Annotated in this window: 23 protein-coding genes and 1 other annotated feature; all 23 genes read left to right on the top strand. The window is 40.6% G+C overall.

Annotated features, from left to right (window positions below; genetic code table 11):
• Positions 1 to 3 precede the first annotated feature (3 nt).
• The 23 genes from murB to BK575_RS20865 all read left to right on the top strand — a co-directional run bounded on the left by murB (position 4) and on the right by BK575_RS20865 (position 21661).
• The gene (murB, locus tag BK575_RS20975; protein ID WP_078413453.1) at positions 4 to 909 is read left to right on the top strand and encodes a UDP-N-acetylmuramate dehydrogenase; all 906 of its coding nucleotides are present in this window, start codon (positions 4 to 6) and stop codon (positions 907 to 909) included.
• A gap of 214 nt (positions 910 to 1123) precedes the next feature.
• On the top strand, positions 1124 to 1921 hold the full coding sequence (locus tag BK575_RS20970) for a cell division protein FtsQ/DivIB (RefSeq protein WP_078413451.1): 798 nt from the start codon (positions 1124 to 1126) through the stop codon (positions 1919 to 1921).
• Positions 1905 to 2609, top strand: a complete 705-nt coding sequence (locus BK575_RS20965) for a DUF881 domain-containing protein (protein WP_078413449.1) — start codon at positions 1905 to 1907, stop codon at positions 2607 to 2609. Before BK575_RS20970 ends, BK575_RS20965 begins: the two co-directional genes overlap by 17 nt.
• 87 nt (positions 2610 to 2696) lie before the next feature.
• Positions 2697 to 3404: a DUF881 domain-containing protein gene (locus BK575_RS20960; RefSeq protein WP_235867429.1), complete on the top strand. Its 708-nt coding sequence runs from the start codon at positions 2697 to 2699 to the stop codon at positions 3402 to 3404.
• An 18-nt stretch (positions 3405 to 3422) separates the two neighbouring features.
• Positions 3423 to 3785 (top strand): small basic family protein, encoded by a 363-nt coding sequence (locus tag BK575_RS20955; protein ID WP_028394647.1) that lies wholly within the window; start codon positions 3423 to 3425, stop codon positions 3783 to 3785.
• A gap of 112 nt (positions 3786 to 3897) precedes the next feature.
• On the top strand, positions 3898 to 5187 hold the full coding sequence (gene ftsA / locus BK575_RS20950; RefSeq protein ID WP_078413447.1) for a cell division protein FtsA: 1290 nt from the start codon (positions 3898 to 3900) through the stop codon (positions 5185 to 5187).
• A 38-nt stretch (positions 5188 to 5225) separates the two neighbouring features.
• Positions 5226 to 6377: a cell division protein FtsZ gene (ftsZ, locus tag BK575_RS20945; protein WP_028394645.1), complete on the top strand. Its 1152-nt coding sequence runs from the start codon at positions 5226 to 5228 to the stop codon at positions 6375 to 6377.
• 415 nt (positions 6378 to 6792) lie between these two features.
• Entirely contained in the window at positions 6793 to 7719 is a 927-nt protein-coding gene (gene spoIIGA / locus BK575_RS20940; RefSeq protein WP_078413444.1) for a sigma-E processing peptidase SpoIIGA, read from the top strand.
• A 71-nt stretch (positions 7720 to 7790) separates the two neighbouring features.
• On the top strand, positions 7791 to 8510 hold the full coding sequence (gene sigE / locus BK575_RS20935) for an RNA polymerase sporulation sigma factor SigE (protein ID WP_028394643.1): 720 nt from the start codon (positions 7791 to 7793) through the stop codon (positions 8508 to 8510).
• 444 nt (positions 8511 to 8954) lie between these two features.
• The gene (gene sigG, locus BK575_RS20930; RefSeq protein ID WP_204524914.1) at positions 8955 to 9776 is read left to right on the top strand and encodes an RNA polymerase sporulation sigma factor SigG; all 822 of its coding nucleotides are present in this window, start codon (positions 8955 to 8957) and stop codon (positions 9774 to 9776) included.
• A gap of 156 nt (positions 9777 to 9932) precedes the next feature.
• Positions 9933 to 10190, top strand: a complete 258-nt coding sequence (locus BK575_RS20925) for a YlmC/YmxH family sporulation protein (protein WP_078413440.1) — start codon at positions 9933 to 9935, stop codon at positions 10188 to 10190.
• Between the two features lie 144 nt (positions 10191 to 10334).
• Entirely contained in the window at positions 10335 to 11108 is a 774-nt protein-coding gene (pgeF, locus tag BK575_RS20920) for a peptidoglycan editing factor PgeF (RefSeq protein ID WP_078414902.1), read from the top strand.
• A 7-nt stretch (positions 11109 to 11115) separates the two neighbouring features.
• Positions 11116 to 11793 carry a YggS family pyridoxal phosphate-dependent enzyme gene (locus tag BK575_RS20915; RefSeq protein WP_078413438.1) on the top strand — a complete coding sequence of 226 codons (678 nt, stop codon included), beginning with the start codon at positions 11116 to 11118 and terminating at the stop codon, positions 11791 to 11793.
• A gap of 14 nt (positions 11794 to 11807) precedes the next feature.
• Entirely contained in the window at positions 11808 to 12248 is a 441-nt protein-coding gene (locus tag BK575_RS20910; protein ID WP_078413436.1) for a cell division protein SepF, read from the top strand.
• Positions 12249 to 12254: 6 nt separating this feature from the next.
• On the top strand, positions 12255 to 12524 hold the full coding sequence (locus BK575_RS20905) for a YggT family protein (protein ID WP_078413423.1): 270 nt from the start codon (positions 12255 to 12257) through the stop codon (positions 12522 to 12524).
• A gap of 115 nt (positions 12525 to 12639) precedes the next feature.
• The gene (locus tag BK575_RS20900; protein WP_078413421.1) at positions 12640 to 13404 is read left to right on the top strand and encodes a YlmH family RNA-binding protein; all 765 of its coding nucleotides are present in this window, start codon (positions 12640 to 12642) and stop codon (positions 13402 to 13404) included.
• 86 nt (positions 13405 to 13490) lie between these two features.
• Positions 13491 to 13988 carry a DivIVA domain-containing protein gene (locus tag BK575_RS20895; protein WP_078413419.1) on the top strand — a complete coding sequence of 166 codons (498 nt, stop codon included), beginning with the start codon at positions 13491 to 13493 and terminating at the stop codon, positions 13986 to 13988.
• 132 nt (positions 13989 to 14120) lie between these two features.
• Positions 14121 to 14354 (top strand) — a binding site (T-box leader).
• Positions 14355 to 14569: 215 nt separating this feature from the next.
• A complete protein-coding gene (ileS, locus tag BK575_RS20890) occupies positions 14570 to 17338 on the top strand; it encodes an isoleucine--tRNA ligase (protein ID WP_078413417.1) in 2769 nt (922 codons plus the stop codon).
• A 321-nt stretch (positions 17339 to 17659) separates the two neighbouring features.
• Positions 17660 to 17950 carry a TraR/DksA family transcriptional regulator gene (locus BK575_RS20885; RefSeq protein WP_078413415.1) on the top strand — a complete coding sequence of 97 codons (291 nt, stop codon included), beginning with the start codon at positions 17660 to 17662 and terminating at the stop codon, positions 17948 to 17950.
• Positions 17951 to 18046: 96 nt separating this feature from the next.
• Complete coding sequence (gene lspA / locus BK575_RS20880; protein WP_078413413.1) at positions 18047 to 18511, top strand: signal peptidase II; 465 nt, start codon at positions 18047 to 18049, stop codon at positions 18509 to 18511.
• Entirely contained in the window at positions 18511 to 19425 is a 915-nt protein-coding gene (locus BK575_RS20875; protein ID WP_078413411.1) for an RluA family pseudouridine synthase, read from the top strand. Before lspA ends, BK575_RS20875 begins: the two co-directional genes overlap by 1 nt.
• A 203-nt stretch (positions 19426 to 19628) precedes the next feature.
• The gene (gene pyrR / locus BK575_RS20870) at positions 19629 to 20174 is read left to right on the top strand and encodes a bifunctional pyr operon transcriptional regulator/uracil phosphoribosyltransferase PyrR (protein WP_078413409.1); all 546 of its coding nucleotides are present in this window, start codon (positions 19629 to 19631) and stop codon (positions 20172 to 20174) included.
• Positions 20175 to 20350: 176 nt separating this feature from the next.
• Positions 20351 to 21661, top strand: a complete 1311-nt coding sequence (locus tag BK575_RS20865) for a solute carrier family 23 protein (RefSeq protein WP_235867428.1) — start codon at positions 20351 to 20353, stop codon at positions 21659 to 21661.

The following is a 21661-nucleotide window of genomic DNA, read 5'->3' as shown; positions in this document are numbered from 1 at the left end:
GTCATGGAAGTTTTAGAGAAGGAATTGTTACAGGCAAGTGTCGGTAAAGTACTAAGAAATGAACCGCTCGCAAACCATACGACAATGAAAATCGGGGGACCGGCTGATTTGTTAGTCGAGCCGAGCAGCCTTGACAACTTGAAGAAGACGATGGCTATCATTACGGCTAATGGGGCAAAATGGCGTGCCATCGGCCGCGGTTCTAATTTATTGGTATCGGATAAAGGAATAGAAGGAGTAGTCGTAAAGCTTGGAAACGGCATCGATCACTTAGAAGTAGACGGAGAAAAGGTGTTAGTCGGCGGAGGATACTCCCTCATTAAACTAGCTACGGTCCTTAGTAAACAAGGATTGTCCGGACTGGAATTTGCCGGAGGCATTCCTGGATCGGTTGGCGGGGCAGTCTATATGAATGCAGGGGCACATGGCTCTGATATGTCATCCATTTTGGAAAGAGCTCTTATTTTATTTGAAGATGGAAGATTGGAATGGCTCACAAATGAGAAGCTTGAATTTTCTTATCGCCACTCCATTTTGCAAACGAAGCGTCCGGGAGTTTGTGTGGAAGCCGAGCTGCATTTGAAAGCGGGAGTGAGGGATGAGATTGTATCATCCATGCAAAAAAATAAAGACTATCGCCGCGAAACACAGCCTTGGAATTATCCATGTGCAGGCAGCATTTTCCGTAACCCTCTCCCGGATTATGCCGGGAACTTAATTGAAAAGGCAGGATTGAAGGGTTATTCAGTGGGAGGAGCGCAAATTAGTAATCAGCATGCCAACTTTATTGTCAATACCGGACAGGCGACAGCTGCGGATGTATTAAATTTAATTGAGCATGTAAAGACAACAATTCGTGAAAAATTTGGTGTAAATATGCAAACGGAAGTTGAAATTGTCGGCCGCTAGTTTAGATGTTCAAGCATTGGGGCGGAAGGATTGCGAAAAGGAAAGGGAATGTTGACTGATCAAAATTTTCTAATCTTGAAAAAATCCTTTCATTGCCTGTTTTTGCCATGTTACTTGTTATGCTATAATGGTCGTATCTAAATATATGGTCACTGACGAACAAACGGCATATTCATGCCGTTTGTCCGTCTAAATGATAAGGGTGAAGGGACTTATGGAAAAAGGAAAAATTATTTTATTAGAAGACCGTTTACCGAAATTGAAAGAACAGAGAAAACAGAAAGTAAATAGAAGGCTTATTTTTTATATCTCACTGTTTTTCATCCTTATTCTGTTGATTATTTACACACAATCATCGCTCAGTAATATTGCTAAGATTCAAGTAGTCGGGAACCGTCACGTACAAGAAAAAGAAATCATTTCCATGAGCGGGCTGTCTACTAATATAAGTTATTGGGATTTCAATGCAAAAGAAGTTGAAGAGAGAATTCAGCGGCATTCAGAAGTAAAAGAAGCGATTGTAAATAAAAAAATTCCTAATACGGTGGAAATCCATATTAAAGAATATGAACGGGTTGCTTATGTAGTGGAAAAGGGCAGGTATTTGCCGATTACTGAGAAGGGGAAGGTACTCAAAGCAGTAAAAGGTAATCCTTTATCGTCTGACGCTCCTCTTCTTATTAATTGGGACAAGCCTGAAGCCATTCAAGAAATGGTCGAAGAGCTGAATAAGCTGCCTAAAAGCATTGTTGGTTCAATTTCCGAAATTCACTATACGCCGGAAGAATCAGATTCCTTGCATGTCAATTTGTATATGAATGATGGAAGAGAAGTCAGTGCAACCATTCGGAATTTTTCAGAGCAAATGATTACTTATCCTTCCATTGTCAGCCAGCTTGACCCTGCAAGGCGGGGAGTAATTTACTTAGATCTGGAAGGACTTCGTTATTTTAGAGACTATGAAGGTATGGGTGCAGAAAAAGAGGAGGAGAAAAATGAGACTGAGAGGTAAATATGTCATCCTGTCACTCGTTTTTCTAGTGTTGGGTTTTATGATTTCATTTTCGTATCAGTTTACGAAAAGAGAGTCGGCCAATCAAATTTCAAGCCGTCAATGGACAAACGAATATCAATATCGGAAGATGCTCATTGAACAGGAACAGCTCAATCGCGAACTGCAAAAAGAACTATTTGAAAAGCAAAAAAAAGTTCGAGAAGTGGAAGAAGAATTTGCCAACGAAGAGAAAATTTTATTTAATCTCGTTGAGGATGTTGAAAAATTGCGTATGTATACAGGGAAAATCGCTGTCAAGGGAAACGGTGTAGAAGTCACGTTAGCCGATGCTTCATACATTCCAACAGAAGAGAACGCCAACAACTATATCGTTCATGAAAGCCATGTATTTAAAGTGGTGAACGAGCTGTACATTTCAGGTGCATCCGCTGTGGCCATTAATGGCCAGCGTTTATCGAAAGATTCTTATATTTCATGTAATGGCCCTGTTATTACTGTCGACGGCAAGCAATTTCCTGCCCCCTTTGTAATCTCGGCCATTGGCAATCCAGATGTTTTGTATCCTGCCTTAAATATTACAGGTGGAGTAAAAGATCAGCTCGTAGAAGATAATATTGTTGTGAAAATGGCCAAGAAAGATGAAATTGTGTTGGAGCCGATTATTCACTCTGAGCAAAATGTGTAGCATCCTTTCTTGGAGGCTAAAAAATGCAGTCGCCTCCGCTTTTCTTGTTGGCCGGAAAAGGGTAAATAAGAAGGAAGGGATTTGTGCTTGACCAGTAAAAAAAAGTTTCAATTCACGTTTATTACAATAGTGATCGGTTTTATGGTGGCAGTCATGTTTCAAACGACAAAGCAGCCTGTCGTCCGCGACACAAGGGATATGTGGCAGCTTCGAGAGGATCTGAAAAGAGAGCAGGAGTTACAGGCAGCCATCTTAAAAGAAATTCGTACGTACGAAGATCAGTTGCGCAATTATGAAGTTGAACAAAATAACAGCAAGAAGGCTGCTCTTCAACAAACCTTGGCAAAGCTGCAAAAAGAGGCGGGACTGACGGAAGTAAAGGGTCCTGGGATCATATTGACCGTTGAGCCTCTTTTCGATGAATCTCTTATTGGACAAGAAGTAAAAAGTGTTTCTCCCGAACTGCTAAAAAGGCTCGTTAACGAACTGAATTCATATGAGGCAGAGAATGTGGCAGTGGCCAACCAGCGTATCATTGCGACATCAGTAATCAGAGACATAAATGGGCGTACAAAAGTGAACGATTACTGGTTAACACAGCTGCCTTTTAAAATTAAAGTCATTGCCAAAGATGCGGAGAAACTGTATAACCGCATGCAAGTTTCCAATGCACCGGATGAGTTTGCTGTTGAGAATTTAAAACTGTCGATTTCACAGCCTTTAAGCGAAGTAACAGTGCCGGCTTACAATGACGCTATCCGCGTTAAAAACATTTTACCTGTAAATTCGAAATAGAAAGGAGAACCAATCGGCATGTGGCTTCCTTTGTTAGGTTTAATGCTCGGCATTGTACTTGGTTTGCTTTCGGAAATTCGCATCCCAGATGAATATACGAACTATTTGTCGATTGCCGTTCTTGCAGCTCTGGACACACTTTTTGGCGGAATCAGGGCTCATTTGCAAAATATTTACGATGAAAAGGTGTTTATTTCCGGTTTTTTCTTTAATATTATTTTAGCTGCAAGTTTAGCTTTTCTCGGTGTACATATTGGTGTAGACTTATACTTAGCAGCCGTTTTTGCCTTTGGCGTTCGTCTATTTCAAAACATTGCAGTCATTAGAAGAATTTTATTGACAAAATGGTCGGAGGCAAAAGAAAAAATCGAAAAAAACTGATTTTAAAAAGGGGAAACTGCTGTAGTTGTTGAATATTTTCATGTAATAGAGAAAATGATTGTTGTTCTTCTATTTAAAAGTATTGGATTGATGTCAAAGGAGGTGCCAAAGAATGAACAGCAATGAAATATATGTAAGTCTTGACATCGGTACATCCAGTGTGAAAGTAATCATTGGTGAGATGAATAATGACTCTTTGAATATAATTGGAGTTGGAAATGTAAAGTCTCAGGGGCTTAAAAAAGGTTCGATTGTTGACATAGATGAAACAGTTCAATCCATCAAAAAAGCTGTAGAGCAAGCAGAGAGAATGGTTGGAATTGATATCAAGCGAGTAGTAGTGGGAGTCAACGGCAATCACGTTCATCTGCAGCACTGTCATGGTGTCGTAGCTGTATCAAGTGAAAACCGTGAAATCAAAAACGAAGATGTGCAGCGTGTATTAGATGCGGCACAAGTAATGTCGATTCCACCAGATCGGGAAGTAATTGATGTGATTCCAACTCAATTTATCGTAGACGGGCTGGAAGGAATTACAGACCCTAGAGGAATGCTCGGTGTCCGCTTGGAAATGGAAGGTACCCTTATTACAGGGTCAAGAACGATTCTACATAACTTTCTACGCTGCGTAGAGCGTGTTGGCTTAGAGATTACAGACATTTGCTTGCAGCCTCTTGCAGCCGGCTCAATTGCCTTATCAAATGATGAAAAAAACTTGGGTGTCGCATTGGTGGATATTGGCGGCGGTTCGACAACCGTAGCGGTATTCAGTGAAGGAAGCTTACAGAATACGGTTGTATTGCCAGTTGGTGGAGAACATATTACAAAAGATTTATCAATTGTATTACGAACATCAACAGAGGACGCTGAAAAGGTAAAAGTAAAACATGGACATGCCTTTTATGATTATGCATCCGAAGAAGAAGTATTTAGTGTTCCCATTATCGGAAGCGACCAACATCAGCAGTTCAACCAGTTAGAAGTCTCGGAAATTATTGAAGCTAGATTGCAAGAAATCTTGGAACTTATCTCTCAGGAAACAAGAAGGTTAGGTTTTAAAGAATTGCCGGGGGGCTATGTACTAACTGGTGGAGTAGTGACTATGCCGGGTGTGCTTGATTTAGCTCAACTCGTCTTAAAGAATAATGTAAGAATTGCCATTCCGGATTACATTGGCGTTAGAGAGCCACAATATACAACGGGTGTCGGCTTAATTAAATTTGCTTATAAAAACGCAAAGATTCAAGGGCGGCAAATCAGTGCCCCGGTTCATCAACCGATAGAAGAAGTGGCTGTTGAGAAAGAAGAAATTCCTCAACAACCGCCAAAACCAAAGCAAAAGAAAAAGGACGAAAATTTTTCGAATAAGATGAAGAAGTTCTTCGGATATTTCTTTGAATAGAGAAGCAAAGTAATTTCGATGAATTAGGAGGAACTATAATGTTGGAGTTTGATACAAGTGTAGACCAATTAGCGACCATAAAAGTTATCGGTGTCGGCGGCGGTGGAAACAACGCCGTTAACCGCATGATTGAGCACGGAGTTCAAGGTGTAGAATTTATCGCTGTCAATACAGATGCACAAGCTCTTAATTTATCAAAAGCAGAGATTAAAATGCAAATCGGTGCTAAATTGACAAGAGGTCTGGGAGCAGGTGCAAACCCGGAAGTAGGTAAAAAGGCAGCGGAAGAAAGTAAAGAACAAATCCAAGAAGCGTTAAAAGGGGCGGACATGGTATTCGTAACAGCCGGAATGGGCGGAGGTACAGGTACTGGTGCAGCTCCGGTTATTGCACAAATTGCACGTGAACTTGGAGCTTTAACAGTTGGGGTTGTTACACGACCTTTCACATTTGAAGGAAGAAAGCGTGCAACACAAGCCGCAGGCGGTATTGCTGCGATGAAAGAAGCGGTTGATACATTAATCGTCATTCCGAATGACCGCTTACTTGAAATCGTCGATAAAAATACTCCGATGCTGGAAGCGTTCCGTGAAGCAGATAACGTATTGCGTCAAGGTGTACAAGGGATTTCAGACTTGATTGCCGTACCTGGTTTAATCAACCTAGATTTCGCGGATGTAAAAACCATTATGTCCAATAAAGGATCTGCTTTAATGGGAATCGGTATTGCAACAGGTGAAAATCGTGCAGCAGAAGCGGCCAAGAAAGCTATTTCCAGTCCATTGCTGGAGACTTCCATTGATGGAGCTCAAGGTGTGTTAATGAACATTACAGGCGGAACGAATTTAAGTTTATATGAGGTGCAAGAAGCGGCTGATATTGTGGCATCTGCTTCGGATCAAGAAGTAAACATGATTTTCGGTTCTGTTATTAATGAGAATTTAAAAGATGAAATTGTTGTTACGGTTATTGCTACAGGCTTTAATGACCAGGATGTTCCATCATTCAAAGGAGCTGCTCGTCCTTCAATGACAACAGCACCAAAGGCACAGCCTCAGCAACCTCAAATACCTAAACGCGAGCCGGTGAAACGTGAAGAACCGGTACAAGATTATGGCCGCCCAACGCAGCAGCCAGAAGAAGCGTTAGATATTCCGACATTTTTACGCAATCGCAATAGAAGACGATAATACGATAAAAAGAAGATGACCCAAAAGGACGAAACCGTCCTTTTGGGTCATCTTCATAAAAGGCCCTGTCATAAAAATCCAGGAGAATCAGGATTTGGTGACGGGGTCTTTTATTTGAAAATCCGTTTATTCCTCATTAATGGACAGCAAGACCCCGCCGATGAAAATTTCCTTTATATAATTCATTAGAGACTTTTAGAGCAGCTCCTTCCGAAAAGTTGTAAGCAGTGTAGTTGGGGAAAATAAGGCATCTTGCCAAAAAAAATACCTAATAAAAACGGGGAATGACAAAACTCGAATAAATACGGCAAAACTTCTACTCGTTTATCAACATGAACTGACAGACTTTAAAATAGGATGTACTATATACTAGATTTTAACAAGGGATTTTTAAAGAATGGAGTGGACTTAAGATTTGTCCATTTACTTAGATCTAATATGGCTGTTGAATGTTGGGTTAGATACAATGCTTTTGTTGTTGTGCAGTGTAGTATTAAAGAGAAATATTAAGTGGTGGAGGCTGATATGTGGCGGGGTTATAGGATCTCTTATTGTTCTTTTTATGTTTACCCCGTGGTCAGAATTCATGCTGCATCCTGTAATAAAATTTATGTTTTCTTTTGTAATGGTATGGGTAACATTTGGATTTCGGCGTCTTCGTTACTTTTTGGAAAATGTGCTTACCTTTTATTTTTCGACGTTCGTTGTAGGAGGGGGGCTTATGGGGCTCCATTTCATGTTTGATGAACAGTATTTAATCTTTGAAGGGACATCTGAGACAATCGGATATGAATATGGGGACCCTGTCAGCTGGTTGTTCATCATCATTTGTTTTCCTGTCTTGTTTTATTTTTCTAAAACAAGGATTGAAGATTTAAAGATGAAAAACATAACATTTGATCAGCTTGTTCCGGTCTGTATATCGATGAATGAAAGACAGTTTTTTTCAGTAAAAGGGCTGATTGATAGTGGAAACCAATTATATGATCCATTAAGTCAAACTCCTGTTGTCATTATTACGGCAGAGGCTATGAAAGATATTGTTCCAACCGAACTAATTGAAGCAACAAAAGATGTTCAGTCCATGACTTTTTATGAACATGTACCGGAAGAATGGCAGTCTAAATTAAGAGTTATTCCGTTTCGAACGGTTGGACATTCTCATCAATTTATGCTTGCTTTTAAACCTGACTCCATGACAATTCAATATAAAGAAGACTTGATCCGTATTCAAAAAGTCCTTATCGGTATTAGCCATACGGCCTTATCACCGGAAAATGCCTATCAATGTATCGTACATCCTAAACTGTTGGTGACGGGAAGCGTTTCATCTGCTTCATGATTATCCTTCGACGTACACAATCCTTAATAATATCATACTCACAAAATTCATAAATAGAAGGGGGATATGTAATGTCTACATATGCTATTCGCTTAAAATTGTTCTGGTATAAATGGTTGATTAAACTAGGGCTTAAAACAGATGAAGTACATTATATCGGAGGGAGCGAAGCTCTGCCGCCTCCTTTGACAAAGGAAGAAGAAGAAGTGCTGCTGAAAAAACTTCCGACAGGAGATCAGGCAACCCGCTCGTTGCTCATTGAAAGAAACTTAAGACTTGTAGTATACATTGCCCGTAAATTTGAAAACACAGGGATCAATATTGAAGATTTAATTAGCATTGGTACAATCGGTCTTATAAAAGCGGTCAATACGTTTAATCCCGAAAAGAAAATTAAGCTTGCTACGTATGCATCGAGATGTATTGAAAATGAAATTTTAATGTATTTGCGCCGTAATAATAAAATACGCTCTGAAGTTTCATTTGATGAGCCATTAAACATAGATTGGGATGGAAATGAATTGCTGTTGTCAGACGTATTGGGTACTGAAGAAGATATTATTACGAAAGATTTAGAGGCCAATGTTGATCGGAAGTTATTATTGAAGGCCCTGCACCAGCTTAACGACCGTGAAAAACAAATCATGGAACTGCGTTTTGGTCTCCAGGGAGGAGAAGAAAAAACGCAAAAGGATGTAGCTGATATGCTTGGAATCTCTCAATCTTATATTTCCCGTCTTGAAAAGCGCATCATCAAGCGACTCAGAAAAGAATTCAACAAAATGGTATAGGGAATCCACGCAACGAAACGGGCATGGGCAAAGAACGCCCATGCCCGTTTCGTTACGCATAAGCGGATGGCAAGCTCCCTTACGGGTTCTTGCCATCCGCTTATATGAGAACCTTTGAAGGTGTATTCAAGAAGGCAAAAACAAAAAGACTTAAAGAGAAGTATAGAGTGAAAGTTAAAAAATTAAGCGTGGTTCATATAAGTGCTTTTTAATTTCAGGGTATGTTAATATTCAGTGTTAATTTTTAACTCATTCGAATGAAAAGAAAACTAAAGATAAAATAATTTTTTTGTTAATTGTCTTGATTTTGAACAATAAACGAATGTTTTTAAGCCGTTTCATATCCATGAAACGGCTGTTAAGAAGAGGGGAGGGCTAGAAGCCCTCCCCTCTTCTTAACAATAGTCAGAATTGTTAAAGTGCATATTTTTTCCTGCCAGGGAGATACTGAACTCTGAACATCATCTCCTGTTAGGAGGGAAAGAATTGACAAGAAACAAAGTAGAAATTTGTGGCGTAGATACTTCAAAACTCCCTGTACTAAAGAATGATGAAATGCGTCTGTTGTTTAGACAAATGCAAAGCGGCGATCCCACGGCGAGAGAAAAACTTGTAAGTGGAAACTTAAGACTAGTATTAAGTGTAATACAACGCTTTAACAACCGCGGAGAATTCGTGGATGATTTGTTTCAAGTAGGTTGTATTGGACTAATGAAATCTATTGATAATTTTGATTTAAGCCAAAATGTAAAGTTCTCTACGTATGCAGTGCCTATGATTATTGGAGAAATCAGGCGATATTTAAGGGATAATAATCCCATCCGTGTATCCCGTTCTCTTCGTGATATTGCTTACAAAGCGCTGCAAGTGAGAGAGAAATTAATGAGTGAAACATCAAAAGAGCCAACTGCAGAAGAAATTTCGAGGGTACTGGATGTCCCTCACGAAGAGATTGTCTTTGCTTTGGATGCCATTCAAGATCCGGTTTCTCTATTTGAACCCATTTACAATGACGGAGGAGATCCGATTTATGTGATGGATCAATTAAGTGACGAACGGAACCGTGACTCTAATTGGATAGAGGAAATTGCGCTGAAGGAAGGCATGAGGCGTTTAAATGAACGTGAAAAATTAATCTTGCGTAAGCGTTTTTTCCAGGGGAAAACACAAATGGAAGTGGCCGAAGAAATCGGCATTTCCCAAGCGCAAGTGTCAAGGCTGGAGAAAGCCGCTATTAAGCAGATGAACAAGAATATCCAAAGTTAAAAAAACTTTTCCCCTTTGGGGAAAAGTTTTTTTACTGAGGAGGGGAGAGCGCCCTCCTCAGTAAGAAAAAGAAAAAGAATAAAGAGCAAATTTCTCATGAAGAGGAGGAGAGGAAAATATATATGTAGAGAGGAATGATGGAGAGGGGAGAATAGTATGATCAAGATTTCGGAGTTTCAGACGAAAGATGTCGTTAATGTGGCAGATGGGCGAAAGCTGGGGAATGTTGCCGATATTGATATTAACTTAAATACGGGAAAAATCGAGGCTGTTGTCATTCAACATATGGGAAGAGTGCTTGGTTTTTTTGGGAAAGATGATGATATTGTCATCCCGTGGCGAAATATCGTTAAAATAGGAACGGATGTTATTCTTGTGAGATATAAAGAAACAGCTGAATATGAAGATGAATAATTTATTTTTTGCAAACAGTTTTAATCAATATATGGTACAATAAGTGCAAGTAATGGAGAACACAAAAGGGAAGTGCACAATTTGAGGAATTTGGAGCCTTTTCAATTTCAACATGTCGAATCCCTGCTTTTTTTGCGTCCGTGGATGGAATTAAGCGACAAACTAGTAGTAGGTTTTACGACAAAAAACGGAGGATTCAGCAAAGAGGATTACGAAACGCTGAATTTAGGTTTGCACGTTCAAGATAAGCCGTCAACAGTAGTTGCCAATCGGCAAACAGTGGCTGATCAGCTAAAGATGCCTCTTTCAAAATGGGTATGTGCAGAGCAAGTACATAAAAACCTTATCGTAAAGGTCACAGAAGCAGATTCAGAAAAAGGGGTATACGATTATAAAGAAGGAGTTCCGCAAACGGACGGTATTTATACAAACAGAAAAGGGCTTCTTCTTACTTTATGCTTTGCTGATTGTGTTCCGCTCTATTTTCTTGCTCCGAAGCATGGCATGATTGGATTGGCCCATGCAGGCTGGAAGGGTACAGTTGAAGACATCGGAGGAGAAATGATTAAGAGGTGGACCGAAGAAGGCATTCCGTTGAATGACATTTATGCAGCCATTGGTCCGGCGATTGAAGGTTGTTGTTATATTGTGGATGACCGGGTCATCGATCTAGTCAAAAATGTACTGGGTGCTGACAATGGTGGTTCTCCTTTTTATACAGTTGTAAGTGAGGGTCAGTATTCACTCGATTTAAAAGAGGTAAATAAACATCTTTTGCAAAAAGCTGGAGTTCAAGAAGATCATTTGTTGGTATCAGATTTATGTACGAGCTGCAGAGAAGATGTCTTTTTTTCTCACCGTCGTGATGGAGGGAAAACTGGACGAATGTTAAGTTTTATTGGTTACAGGGAGGATTGAATTTATAGTGACAGTTCAAGACAATCTAGAACAAATCCAAGAACAGATTAAGGAAGCTTGTTTGCGGACCAATCGCAATCCTCAGGACATTCATATTGTAGCGGTAACGAAGTATGTATCCATTGAAAGGGCACAAGAAGCGGTCAAGGCAGGTATCAAGCATGTAGGCGAAAATCGTGATCAGGGATTTTCCGCCAAATACGATGCCATCGGTGACCGTGCTCAGTGGCACTTTATCGGGACGCTGCAATCACGAAAAGTAAAAAACATCATTGATAAAGTCGACTATATCCATTCATTGGACCGTCTTTCACTGGCGAAGGAAATTCATGGTCGTGCAGATGGGACGGTCAAGTGCTTTGTTCAAGTCAATGCTTCTGCCGAGGAGTCCAAACATGGTTTAAGTACGGAAGAGGTTATCTCTTTCATTAAGGAGCTTGAACCTTACTCTAATATTGAAGTAGTCGGCTTAATGACAATGGCCCCATTTACGGAAGATGAAGAGCTGATCCGGCTTTGTTTTAGAACCCTAAAAAAACTTCAACACGATGTACAAGCTTTAAATCTTACGTATGCACCTTGTACTGAACTTTCTATGGGCATGTCAAACGATTTTGAGATTGCAGTTGAAGAAGGCGCAACTTTTATTCGATTAGGAACGATTCTTGTGGGAAAAGAATTTTAAGGAGGCACCTTATTATGGGGTTGAAAAATAAATTTAAGACTTTCTTTGCCATGGACGATGAACAGGAGTACGAAGAAGAGGAACTGCCGATGAGGGAAGAGGAAACCGAGCCGCTCAAACAGCAAAAAACGTCAAAGGGGCAAAATGTGATTAGTTTGCAAAGCGTTCAAAAATCAACGAAAATGGTATTGTGCGAGCCGAGAGTATATGCAGAAGCACAGGAAATTACCGATCATTTAAAATCAAAAAAAGCGGTTGTAGTGAATTTGCATCGCGTCTCTCATGATCAAGCCGTTCGAATCATCGATTTCTTGACTGGTACCGTATATGCGTTGGGCGGAGATGCTCAAAAAATTGGTCCGAACATTTTCTTATGCACTCCTGATACGGTAGAAGTTTCAGGAAATATTTCGGATATTTTAACCGAGACCGAACAGACGATAAAGAGGTGGTAACCTTTTATGGGAACAGTAGCAGTTATATTAGTCAACTTGATTGAACTTTACTCATGGGCACTCATTATTTACATTTTAATGTCATGGGTACCGAATGTAAGAGAATCCAGATTCGGACAAATGCTGGCGAACATTTGTGAACCTTATTTAGAGCCCTTTCGAAAAATCATCCCTCCTTTAGCGATGATCGATTTTTCACCTATCGTAGCAATTTTCGTGCTGCGTTTTGCAAAAGAGGGCGTATACGCTTTATTTCATATGTTAAATCTTATTTAACGTAAAGTATGTATTCAAAAAGGAGGATATTCTCCTAAACTTTTTGAATAACCTGGCAAAGGAATCTCAACGGTTCCTTTTTTAGCTGGCAAAAGGATGAATACGGAGAGATCTTATGAGTATTTACCAGCATTTCCGTAAAGAAGAGCATGAGTTCATTGATGCTGTTCTGGAGTGGAAAGAAGATGTATTAACACAATATGCCCCGAAGCTGACGGACTTTCTTGATCCTCGCGAGCAGCAAATCATAGAAAGCATTGTTGGAAAGGAAGGGGACGTAAACGTTCAATTTGCAGGGGGAACGGAACGAAAGCGTGCGCTTTTATATCCTGATTATTATGAACCAGAAGATGAAGATTTCCAACTGGTTTATTATGACCTCATGTATGCGAGCAGGTTTTTATCGATTGAGCATCCTCAAGTATTGGGAGCGATGATGTCCCTTGGTTTAAGACGCTCAAAATTCGGGGATATTTTGGTCAATGGAGACCGGATTCAACTCATCGTCGCCAAAGAAGTGGCGTCATATGTAGAAATGAATTTGCAATCTGTAGGAAAGGCGAAAGTGATGTTAGAAAATATTTCTAAACAAGAGTTAATCCATTCAAAAGAAGAATGGATAGAACACTCCATCACTGTGTCGTCTTTGCGATTGGATGTCGTTCTCTCAAACGTTTATCGCTTATCGAGGCAAAAGGTACAGCCTTTTATTGAGCACGGTCATGTAAAAGTGAATTTTAAAGTGATCGAGCAGTCTTCGTTTGAGTGCAAAGAGGGAGATATTCTCTCTTTAAGAGGACACGGCAGAAGCAGAATCATGTCTATCGATGGAAAGACCAAAAAAGAAAAATGGCGAATTAATGTCGGAATGCAAAAATAAACTGTGTAAAAAGCAGGAAATAGATAAAAAACGTCGAAAATTTATGTTCAGAATTGGAGAATGAGACAACGTGGAGGTGGCTTGAAATGCCTTTAACACCTTTAGATATTCATAATAAGGAATTCAATAAGGGGTTTCGCGGATACGATGAAGACGAAGTAAATGAGTTTTTGGATCAAGTCATTAAAGACTATGAGCAATTAATCCGTGAAAAGAAAGAGCTGGAGACGAAAGTTCATGAATTAACGGAGAAAATCGGCCATTTTACTAATATTGAAGACGCTTTGAATAAATCGATACTGATTGCGCAGGAAGCTGGGGAAGAGGTAAAGCGGAATGCGCAAAAAGAAGCAAAGCTCATCATTAAAGAAGCAGAAAAAAACGCAGACCGCATTATCAATGAATCTTTGTCAAAGTCACGTAAAATCGCCATTGACATTGAAGAATTGAAAAAACAATCCAAAGTTTTCCGTACGAGATTCAAGATGCTTATTGAAGCGCAACTTGAAATGCTTGATAATGATGATTGGGATCATTTAATGGAATACGAAGTGTCTGCTTTTGATCCAAAATTAGAAGATTAAGAATGTTGTCTTGACTTCTTAATAAAAACTGTCATATAATTTTATCACGATTTCTTTGGAGTAAGTGTTCAAAAGTGGCGGATAAGTTCGACAGCGATTTTTCCCGGATTTTTTGAACAACCGAATATGATGATTGTAACGAGGAAAGGGACAGTAATTTCTTCAGTTGTTTTATTATAAGCGAATCGAGGACGGTGGGAGCTCGGTATAAAACGAAGAAATGAACATCGCCCTGGAGTTCCTTGTCGAACTAACAGTAGACAACGGCGTTTCATTCGCGTTAAGAATGTTAAAGAGGACTTTGCCTTATTGGTTATACATAAAGTCTACAAGGGTGGTACCGCGGGAGACCTTCTCGTCCCTTTTTGGGATGAGAAGGTCTTTTTTTATTTGTCTAGCTGCGCACGCTACATCCTACGGTCATTTCATTTCTTCCTGCAGAGTCAAAAAGCGACTCCTTCTCAGAAGTTACAATGTCCTATGGATGGCGAGGGTTACAGCGTTGGTCACAGGACGTGACCGTTCTTAGCTGGAACTGGGCTTGCTCCGCTTTTCTAATCATAAAAAATGGAGGTTCAAACATGGAATACAAAGACACATTACTCATGCCGCAAACGGAATTTCCGATGCGCGGAAACTTGCCGAAGCGCGAACCAGATATGCAGCAAAAATGGGAAGAAATGAATATTTATGAAAAAGTGCAAGAACGTACAAAAGGACGTCCTTTCTTCATTTTGCATGACGGCCCTCCGTATGCAAACGGTGATATTCATATGGGGCATGCCCTCAATAAAATTTTAAAAGATTTTATCGTCCGCTATAAATCAATGGCTGGTTTTTGCTCACCTTATGTGCCGGGCTGGGATACACACGGACTGCCAATTGAAACGGCACTGACTAAAAATAAAAAAGTGAACCGCAAAGAAATGAGCGTTGCAGAGTTCCGTAAATTATGTGAAGAATATGCATGGGAACAAATTGACCGTCAGCGCGAGCAATTTAAACGCTTAGGGGTCCGGGGTGACTGGGATAATCCATATGTTACACTGAAGCCTGAATATGAAGCGCAGCAAATTAAAGTGTTTGGTGAAATGGCGAAAAAAGGCTATATTTACAAAGGCTTAAAACCGGTTTACTGGTCTCCTTCTAGTGAATCTGCCTTAGCGGAAGCGGAGATTGAATATTACGATAAAAAATCACCTTCTATTTATGTAGCGTTCCCTGTAAAAGACGGAAAAGGTGTATTGAACAATGATGAGCAAATCGTCATCTGGACAACAACACCGTGGACAATGCCTGCTAACCTCGGTATTTCTGTACATCCAGACCTTGAATACAGTGTAGTTGCGGCGAATGGCGGAAAATACGTAATTGCGTCCGAATTATTAGAGTCTGTAGCAAAAGCGGTTGAATGGGAGACACATGAAGTTGTTCGTACTGTTAAAGGTGCAGAATTGGAACATGTTGTAGCGAAGCATCCTTTATATGAGCGCGATTCTCTTGTTATGCTTGGCGATCACGTAACGACAGATGCTGGTACGGGGTGTGTTCATACAGCTCCTGGTCACGGGGAAGATGACTTTATCATCGGACAAAAATACGGCTTAGATGTATTGTGTCCAGTTGATGAAAAAGGCTATATGACAAAAGAAGCTGGTGAATTTGCAGGTCTGTTCTATGATGAAGCAAATAAACCGATTACACAAAAACTTCAAGAAGCGGGTGCTCTTTTAAAATTAACATTCATTACGCACTCTTATCCGCATGACTGGCGTACAAAGAAGCCGACGATTTTCCGTGCAACAGCACAATGGTTCGCTTCTATTAAAGATTTCCGTCAAGATTTATTAAAAGCGATTGAAGAAACAGAGTGGGTGCCTGCATGGGGAGAAACTCGTCTGTACAACATGGTTCGTGACCGCGGTGATTGGTGTATTTCCCGTCAGCGTGCATGGGGTGTGCCAATTCCGGTGTTTTACGGTGAAGATGGAGAGCCAATCATTACGGATGAAACAATTGAACATGTATCGAATCTATTTAGAGAACATGGGTCAAATGTATGGTTTGAGCGTGAAGCAAAAGAATTATTGCCGGAAGGATTTACACATCCATCCAGCCCAAGCGGACGTTTCACAAAAGAAACAGACATTATGGACGTTTGGTTCGACTCTGGTTCTTCACATCAAGCTGTTTTGGAAGAGCGTGAAGACTTACAGCGTCCAGCGGATCTTTATTTAGAAGGTTCTGACCAATATCGCGGATGGTTTAACTCTTCTTTATCAACAGGTGTAGCGGTGACAGGCAAAGCCCCTTATAAAGGCGTATTAAGCCATGGCTTCGCGTTGGACGGAGAAGGCCGTAAAATGAGTAAATCGTTAGGAAACGTTGTTGTTCCTGCCAAAGTCATGGATCAACTTGGTGCCGATATTTTGCGTTTATGGGTAGCGTCGGTTGACTATCAAGCAGATGTACGTGTATCTGATAACATTTTAAAACAAGTAGCAGAAGTATACCGTAAAATTCGCAATACGTTCCGCTTCTTGCTTGGTAACTTGGCTGACTTTAATCCTGACACGGATGCGATTGCTTACGACAATCTGCGTGAAGTGGACCGTTACATGTTTGTAAAATTGAACAAATTGGTGGCGAAAGTAAGAAAATCATATGACACCTATGACTTTGCAGCAATTTACCATGCAGTCAATAACTTCTGTACGATTGATTTAAGTGCTTTCTATCTCGACTTTGCAAAAGATGTTCTTTACATCGAGGCATCGAATCATCATGAACGCCGCAGCATCCAAACGGTTCTTTATGATACTTTGATCGCTTTAACGAAACTTGTTGCACCAATTTTAGCGCATACAGCTGACGAGGTATGGGCGCATATCCCAAATGCAAAAGAAAAGAGTGTACAGCTTGTTGATATGCCGGAAACTCGTGACATGGCAGATGCAGCAGAACTTGAAGAGAAGTGGGATGCGTTCATGGCCCTTCGAGACGACGTCTTAAAGGCGCTTGAAACAGCTCGTAACGAAAAAGTGATTGGTAAATCGTTAACGGCAAAACTTGTGCTTTATCCAAATTCGGAAACGAAAGCATTGCTTGACTCTATTCAAGAAAATGTAAAACAGCTGTTTATCGTTTCTGGTCTGGAGATTGCAGGTGTGAAAGAGGACGCACCTGCCAACGCTCAAGTATTTGAACGTACAGCGATTGTCGTTGAAAAAGCAGAAGGGGAAACGTGTGACCGTTGCTGGGTCGTTACATCGACTGTCGGTGAAGATTCCGATCATCCGACGTTATGTACGCGTTGTGCAGATGTAGTAAAACAAAATTACGCTGAATAATCTAATCATAAAAGAAATGAAGCGCCGGAAAATCCAGGATTTTCCCGGCGCTTTTTTGATTGGGGTTTTTGGTACTCTAAAGCGGGATAACCATAACGAATTGGATATGAGAAATAAGAGATATGCTGTCATTGAACATATCCCTTAGAAATATTACAGTAAATTGGCAATTGCCATCGTTTAAACGGTTCTTGACAATAGGTAAAAGTTGTGAGTCAAAGATGAACCGAAGACGGATAAAATATAGATACTATTTTGAAGCAAGTAAGATTCCCAACCTGAATAGTTCTTTGTATAACCCATTTCAAAGGAGGCAGGATTATGCAGCATCATCCCTATTCAAGTATTAAAGTCGAGCTGGAAATGATGAGAAGAGAATTGGAGTCTTCTTTACAAAAGTACGAAACAGGAAATAATCAGTACGTACAAGAGAAACGTGAAAACTTAGTACAATATATAAAAGAAGATTTGGATGATGTGGAGAGAGCGCTGCTGAAAATTGATATCGGGGTATTTGGGATTGACGAACTGACAGGTGAGCCAATTCCATTAAAAAAATTGAAAGTGCTTCCGACTGCCAGAACAGAAAAAGACATATACTTTATCCATTAACGGCTGATTACTGAAACAATCCCTTTAAATCGAACGGGTATTTGTGCTAAAATGCATTAGGACATAGTCGTTCATTTCATATGAGGGGGAACTAGCGTGCTTTATTATTTAATTGCTGTTTTTGTTATCGCCCTTGATCAAGTAACCAAGTGGATGGTTGTGAAGCAAATGGAGATTGGCGAAAGCATCGAAATCATCCCTAACTTTCTTTATATTACTTCGCATCGCAATCGAGGAGCTGCCTGGGGAATTTTACAAGGGCAAATGTGGTTTTTTTATATTATCACGGCGATTGTCATCATCGCACTCGTTTTTTACATTCAACGGTTGAAACGAGAAGAGAGAATGCTTGGAATTGCATTAGGTCTCATGCTTGGCGGGGCCATCGGAAATTTTATCGATCGGGTTTGGCGTAAAGAAGTAGTCGACTTTATCAATACATACATTTTTACGTATGATTTTCCAATCTTTAATGTAGCCGATTCTGCCTTAGTGATTGGAGTAGGACTGATTTTTGTCTTAACTTTATTTGAAGGAAAAACAACAAAGGAGAACACTTAATGGAAGTAATTGAATTAACCATTAATGAGCAATATCAATCTGAGCGCCTTGACAAAGTGCTATCGACTATCAATTCGGAGTGGTCAAGAACGCAGGTTCAACAATGGATTAAAGATGAAGTGGTAAAAGTGAACGGAGCAGCAGTCAAAGGAAATTATAAATGTAAAGCTGCTGATCATGTAGTCATTGAAATTCCAGAGCCGGAAGCCTTGGATGTGTTGCCGGAAGAGATGAATTTAGACATTTATTATGAAGATCAAGATGTATTGGTCGTAAACAAGCCGAGAGGAATGGTTGTTCACCCGGCGCCTGGTCATTTGACGGGAACATTAGTGAATGGATTAATGGCCCATTGTACCGATTTATCTGGCATTAATGGCGTATTAAGACCGGGGATTGTCCACCGCATCGACAAAGATACATCGGGTTTATTAATGGTTGCCAAAAATGATATGGCTCATGAGTCACTTGTTAATCAGCTTGTCAATAAAACGGTGACGAGACGTTACAAGGCCATCGTGCATGGTGTGATTGCCCATGATCATGGAACCATTGATGCGCCGATCGGCCGTGACCGCCATGATCGTCAAAGCATGACAGTGACGGATGAAAACAGTAAAGAAGCTGTGACCCATTTTACCGTATTGAAACGTTTTAAAGATTTTACACTAGTTGAATGCCAATTAGAAACAGGACGTACGCATCAGATACGCGTTCACATGAAATATATTGGCTATCCCCTTGCCGGAGATCCTAAATACGGCCCGAAAAAAACACTGCCTATTAATGGACAAGCACTTCATGCCGGCATCTTAGGCTTTGTTCATCCACGCACCGGAGAGTATCAAGAGTTTGAAGCACCGTTGCCGCAAGAATTTCAAGAGATGCTTGAGCTATTAGAAAAAAGAAGTTGACACTCAATTAGAATCATGTAATAATGTGTTTAGTTAAATAAATGAACCTTTAAGAACAGTCCCGTGAGGCTGAGAAGGAAACGGTTAGTATATACGGAGGAGTATATACATTTGCAGGATAACTGTGCCCTCTCGCCTTTAAGGTGAGAGGGCTTTTTGATAGCCGAAGATAAGAACATAACAAGCAAAAAGAGGTGATGGCCATGAACTTAAAAGCAATGGTATTAGACGAACAAGCTGTTCGACGTGCATTAACACGTATCGCACACGAAATTATTGAGCGCAATAAAGGAATCGAAAATTGTGTGCTGGTTGGAATCAAAACGCGAGGCATTTATTTAGCGAAGCGATTGGCCGAGCGAATCGAACAGATTGAAGGGAAATCGATTGCCGTAGGCGAATTGGACATCACATTGTATCGGGATGATTTGACGAAAGTGACGAATAATGAAGAGCCGCTTGTAAAAGGTTCTGATATTCCAGTCGACATCAATAATAAAAAAGTGATTTTAGTTGATGATGTATTATATACGGGACGAACAGTTCGGGCAGCGCTTGATGCGTTGATGGATATCGGCAGACCGGGACAAATTCAGTTAGCCGTATTAGTAGACCGGGGGCACCGTGAATTACCGGTTCGTGCAGACTACGTCGGCAAAAATATTCCGACGGCGAGCAGTGAAAAAATAGTTGTCCAATTAGCAGAAGTGGATAAAACAGATCAAGTCAGCATTTATGAAAAAGAATAGAGAATCCTTTTAAAGGTGGTCCTGTGAGGCTGCAAAAGGAACGAAGCGGATGTCCGCTGCACTTATCTTGGAAGATGAAGTGCAGGGTCAGCCTGCTTGCGTTACCCTCTTTGTGCACTCATAGGCATAAAGAGGTTTTTTTATGGCTAAAAAAATCATGGAGAGGGGAAGCTACAGTGAATACAAACAAAAACATCGTCTTAGACGTCTTAGATAAACCGAAATCGACTCAATGGCTTATACTAAGCTTGCAGCATTTGTTTGCCATGTTTGGAGCAACAATTCTTGTTCCATACTTAACAAAACTGGATCCGGCCATCGCTTTGATTGCGAGCGGACTTGGAACATTGGCTTTCCTTTTGATTACGAAAGGAAGGGTGCCGGCTTATCTGGGTTCGTCATTCGCGTTCATCGCGCCGATTTTAGCGGCACAAGCATCCGGAGGACCGGGTGCGGCAATGATGGGAAGCTTTTTATCGGGTCTTGTTTATGGAATTATGGCTTTAATGATTAAAAAAACGGGAAGCAGCTGGTTAATGAAATTGCTTCCTCCGATTGTAGTAGGACCTATTATCATCGTTATCGGTCTTAGCCTGGCCAATGTAGCGGTAGGAATGGCCATGAACGATGCAGACGGAAATTATAGTACAGCGCATTTGTTGACAGCACTTGTAACATTAGGAATTGTGATTGTATGCTCCATCTACTTTAAAGGATTTATTGGATTAATTCCGGTTCTAATCGGAATTGTCGGCGGAAGCGTATTTGCCTACACACAAGGCATCATGGATTTATCGAAAGTGAAAGAAGCGGCATGGTTTGAAGTACCGAACTTTTATATACCTTTCGTCTCATACACACCTGAATGGTCTTGGAATATTGTACTGATTATGGTGCCGGTTGCGGTTGTGACATTATCAGAGCATATCGGACACTTGCTTGTACTCAATAAAATCGTGGATCGTGACTATATGGAAAACCCAGGGTTGCATCGTACGGTTTTAGGGGATGGGGTAGCGACGATGATTGCAGCGCTAATTGGAGGCCCGCCAAATACGACTTACGGTGAAAACATCGGCGTGTTAGCCATTACAAAAGTATTCAGCGTGTTCGTCATCGGAGGGGCTGCAGTGATTGCCATAACATTCGGCTTCATCGGCAAAATTACCGCACTCATCTCCAGCGTACCATCAGCAGTGATGGGCGGTGTCTCCATCCTGCTATTCGGAATCATCGCTTCTTCAGGATTACGCATGATGATTGAATCAAATAGTGATTTAGGAGATAAACGAAATCTGATCATCTCTTCGGTTATCCTTGTACTGGGAGTAGGAGGAGCAGCCATTCATATCTCTGATCAGCTTGAAATTCATGGAATGGCATTGGCAGCGATTGTGGGAGTCATTTTAAACTTAGTGCTTCCTCAGGAGAAAGCAAAGGAAATCAAAGCAGTTGAAACCATTCAGCCAAAAACATATGTATCATAA

This window comes from Priestia abyssalis, assembly GCF_002019595.1.
GTDB lineage: Bacteria > Bacillota > Bacilli > Bacillales > Bacillaceae_H > Bacillus_BA > Bacillus_BA abyssalis.
The sequence above is the reverse complement of the archived record's forward strand: the minus strand, read 5'-3'. Positions and strand labels throughout refer to the sequence as shown.

Excerpts from the sequence above, each read along its gene's own strand:
- murB (WP_078413453.1), top strand. The coding sequence starts at position 4 with ATGGAAGTTTTAGAGAAGGAATTGTTACAGGCAAGTGTCGGTAAAGTA.
- BK575_RS20970 (WP_078413451.1), top strand. The coding sequence starts at position 1,124 with ATGGAAAAAGGAAAAATTATTTTATTAGAAGACCGTTTACCGAAATTG.
- BK575_RS20965 (WP_078413449.1), top strand. The coding sequence starts at position 1,905 with ATGAGACTGAGAGGTAAATATGTCATCCTGTCACTCGTTTTTCTAGTG.
- BK575_RS20955 (WP_028394647.1), top strand. The coding sequence starts at position 3,423 with ATGTGGCTTCCTTTGTTAGGTTTAATGCTCGGCATTGTACTTGGTTTG.
- ftsA (WP_078413447.1), top strand. The coding sequence starts at position 3,898 with ATGAACAGCAATGAAATATATGTAAGTCTTGACATCGGTACATCCAGT.
- ftsZ (WP_028394645.1), top strand. The coding sequence starts at position 5,226 with ATGTTGGAGTTTGATACAAGTGTAGACCAATTAGCGACCATAAAAGTT.
- sigE (WP_028394643.1), top strand. The coding sequence starts at position 7,791 with ATGTCTACATATGCTATTCGCTTAAAATTGTTCTGGTATAAATGGTTG.
- BK575_RS20925 (WP_078413440.1), top strand. The coding sequence starts at position 9,933 with ATGATCAAGATTTCGGAGTTTCAGACGAAAGATGTCGTTAATGTGGCA.
- pgeF (WP_078414902.1), top strand. The coding sequence starts at position 10,335 with ATGGAATTAAGCGACAAACTAGTAGTAGGTTTTACGACAAAAAACGGA.
- BK575_RS20910 (WP_078413436.1), top strand. The coding sequence starts at position 11,808 with ATGGGGTTGAAAAATAAATTTAAGACTTTCTTTGCCATGGACGATGAA.
- BK575_RS20905 (WP_078413423.1), top strand. The coding sequence starts at position 12,255 with ATGGGAACAGTAGCAGTTATATTAGTCAACTTGATTGAACTTTACTCA.
- BK575_RS20900 (WP_078413421.1), top strand. The coding sequence starts at position 12,640 with ATGAGTATTTACCAGCATTTCCGTAAAGAAGAGCATGAGTTCATTGAT.
- BK575_RS20895 (WP_078413419.1), top strand. The coding sequence starts at position 13,491 with ATGCCTTTAACACCTTTAGATATTCATAATAAGGAATTCAATAAGGGG.
- ileS (WP_078413417.1), top strand. The coding sequence starts at position 14,570 with ATGGAATACAAAGACACATTACTCATGCCGCAAACGGAATTTCCGATG.
- BK575_RS20885 (WP_078413415.1), top strand. The coding sequence starts at position 17,660 with ATGCAGCATCATCCCTATTCAAGTATTAAAGTCGAGCTGGAAATGATG.
- BK575_RS20875 (WP_078413411.1), top strand. The coding sequence starts at position 18,511 with ATGGAAGTAATTGAATTAACCATTAATGAGCAATATCAATCTGAGCGC.
- pyrR (WP_078413409.1), top strand. The coding sequence starts at position 19,629 with ATGAACTTAAAAGCAATGGTATTAGACGAACAAGCTGTTCGACGTGCA.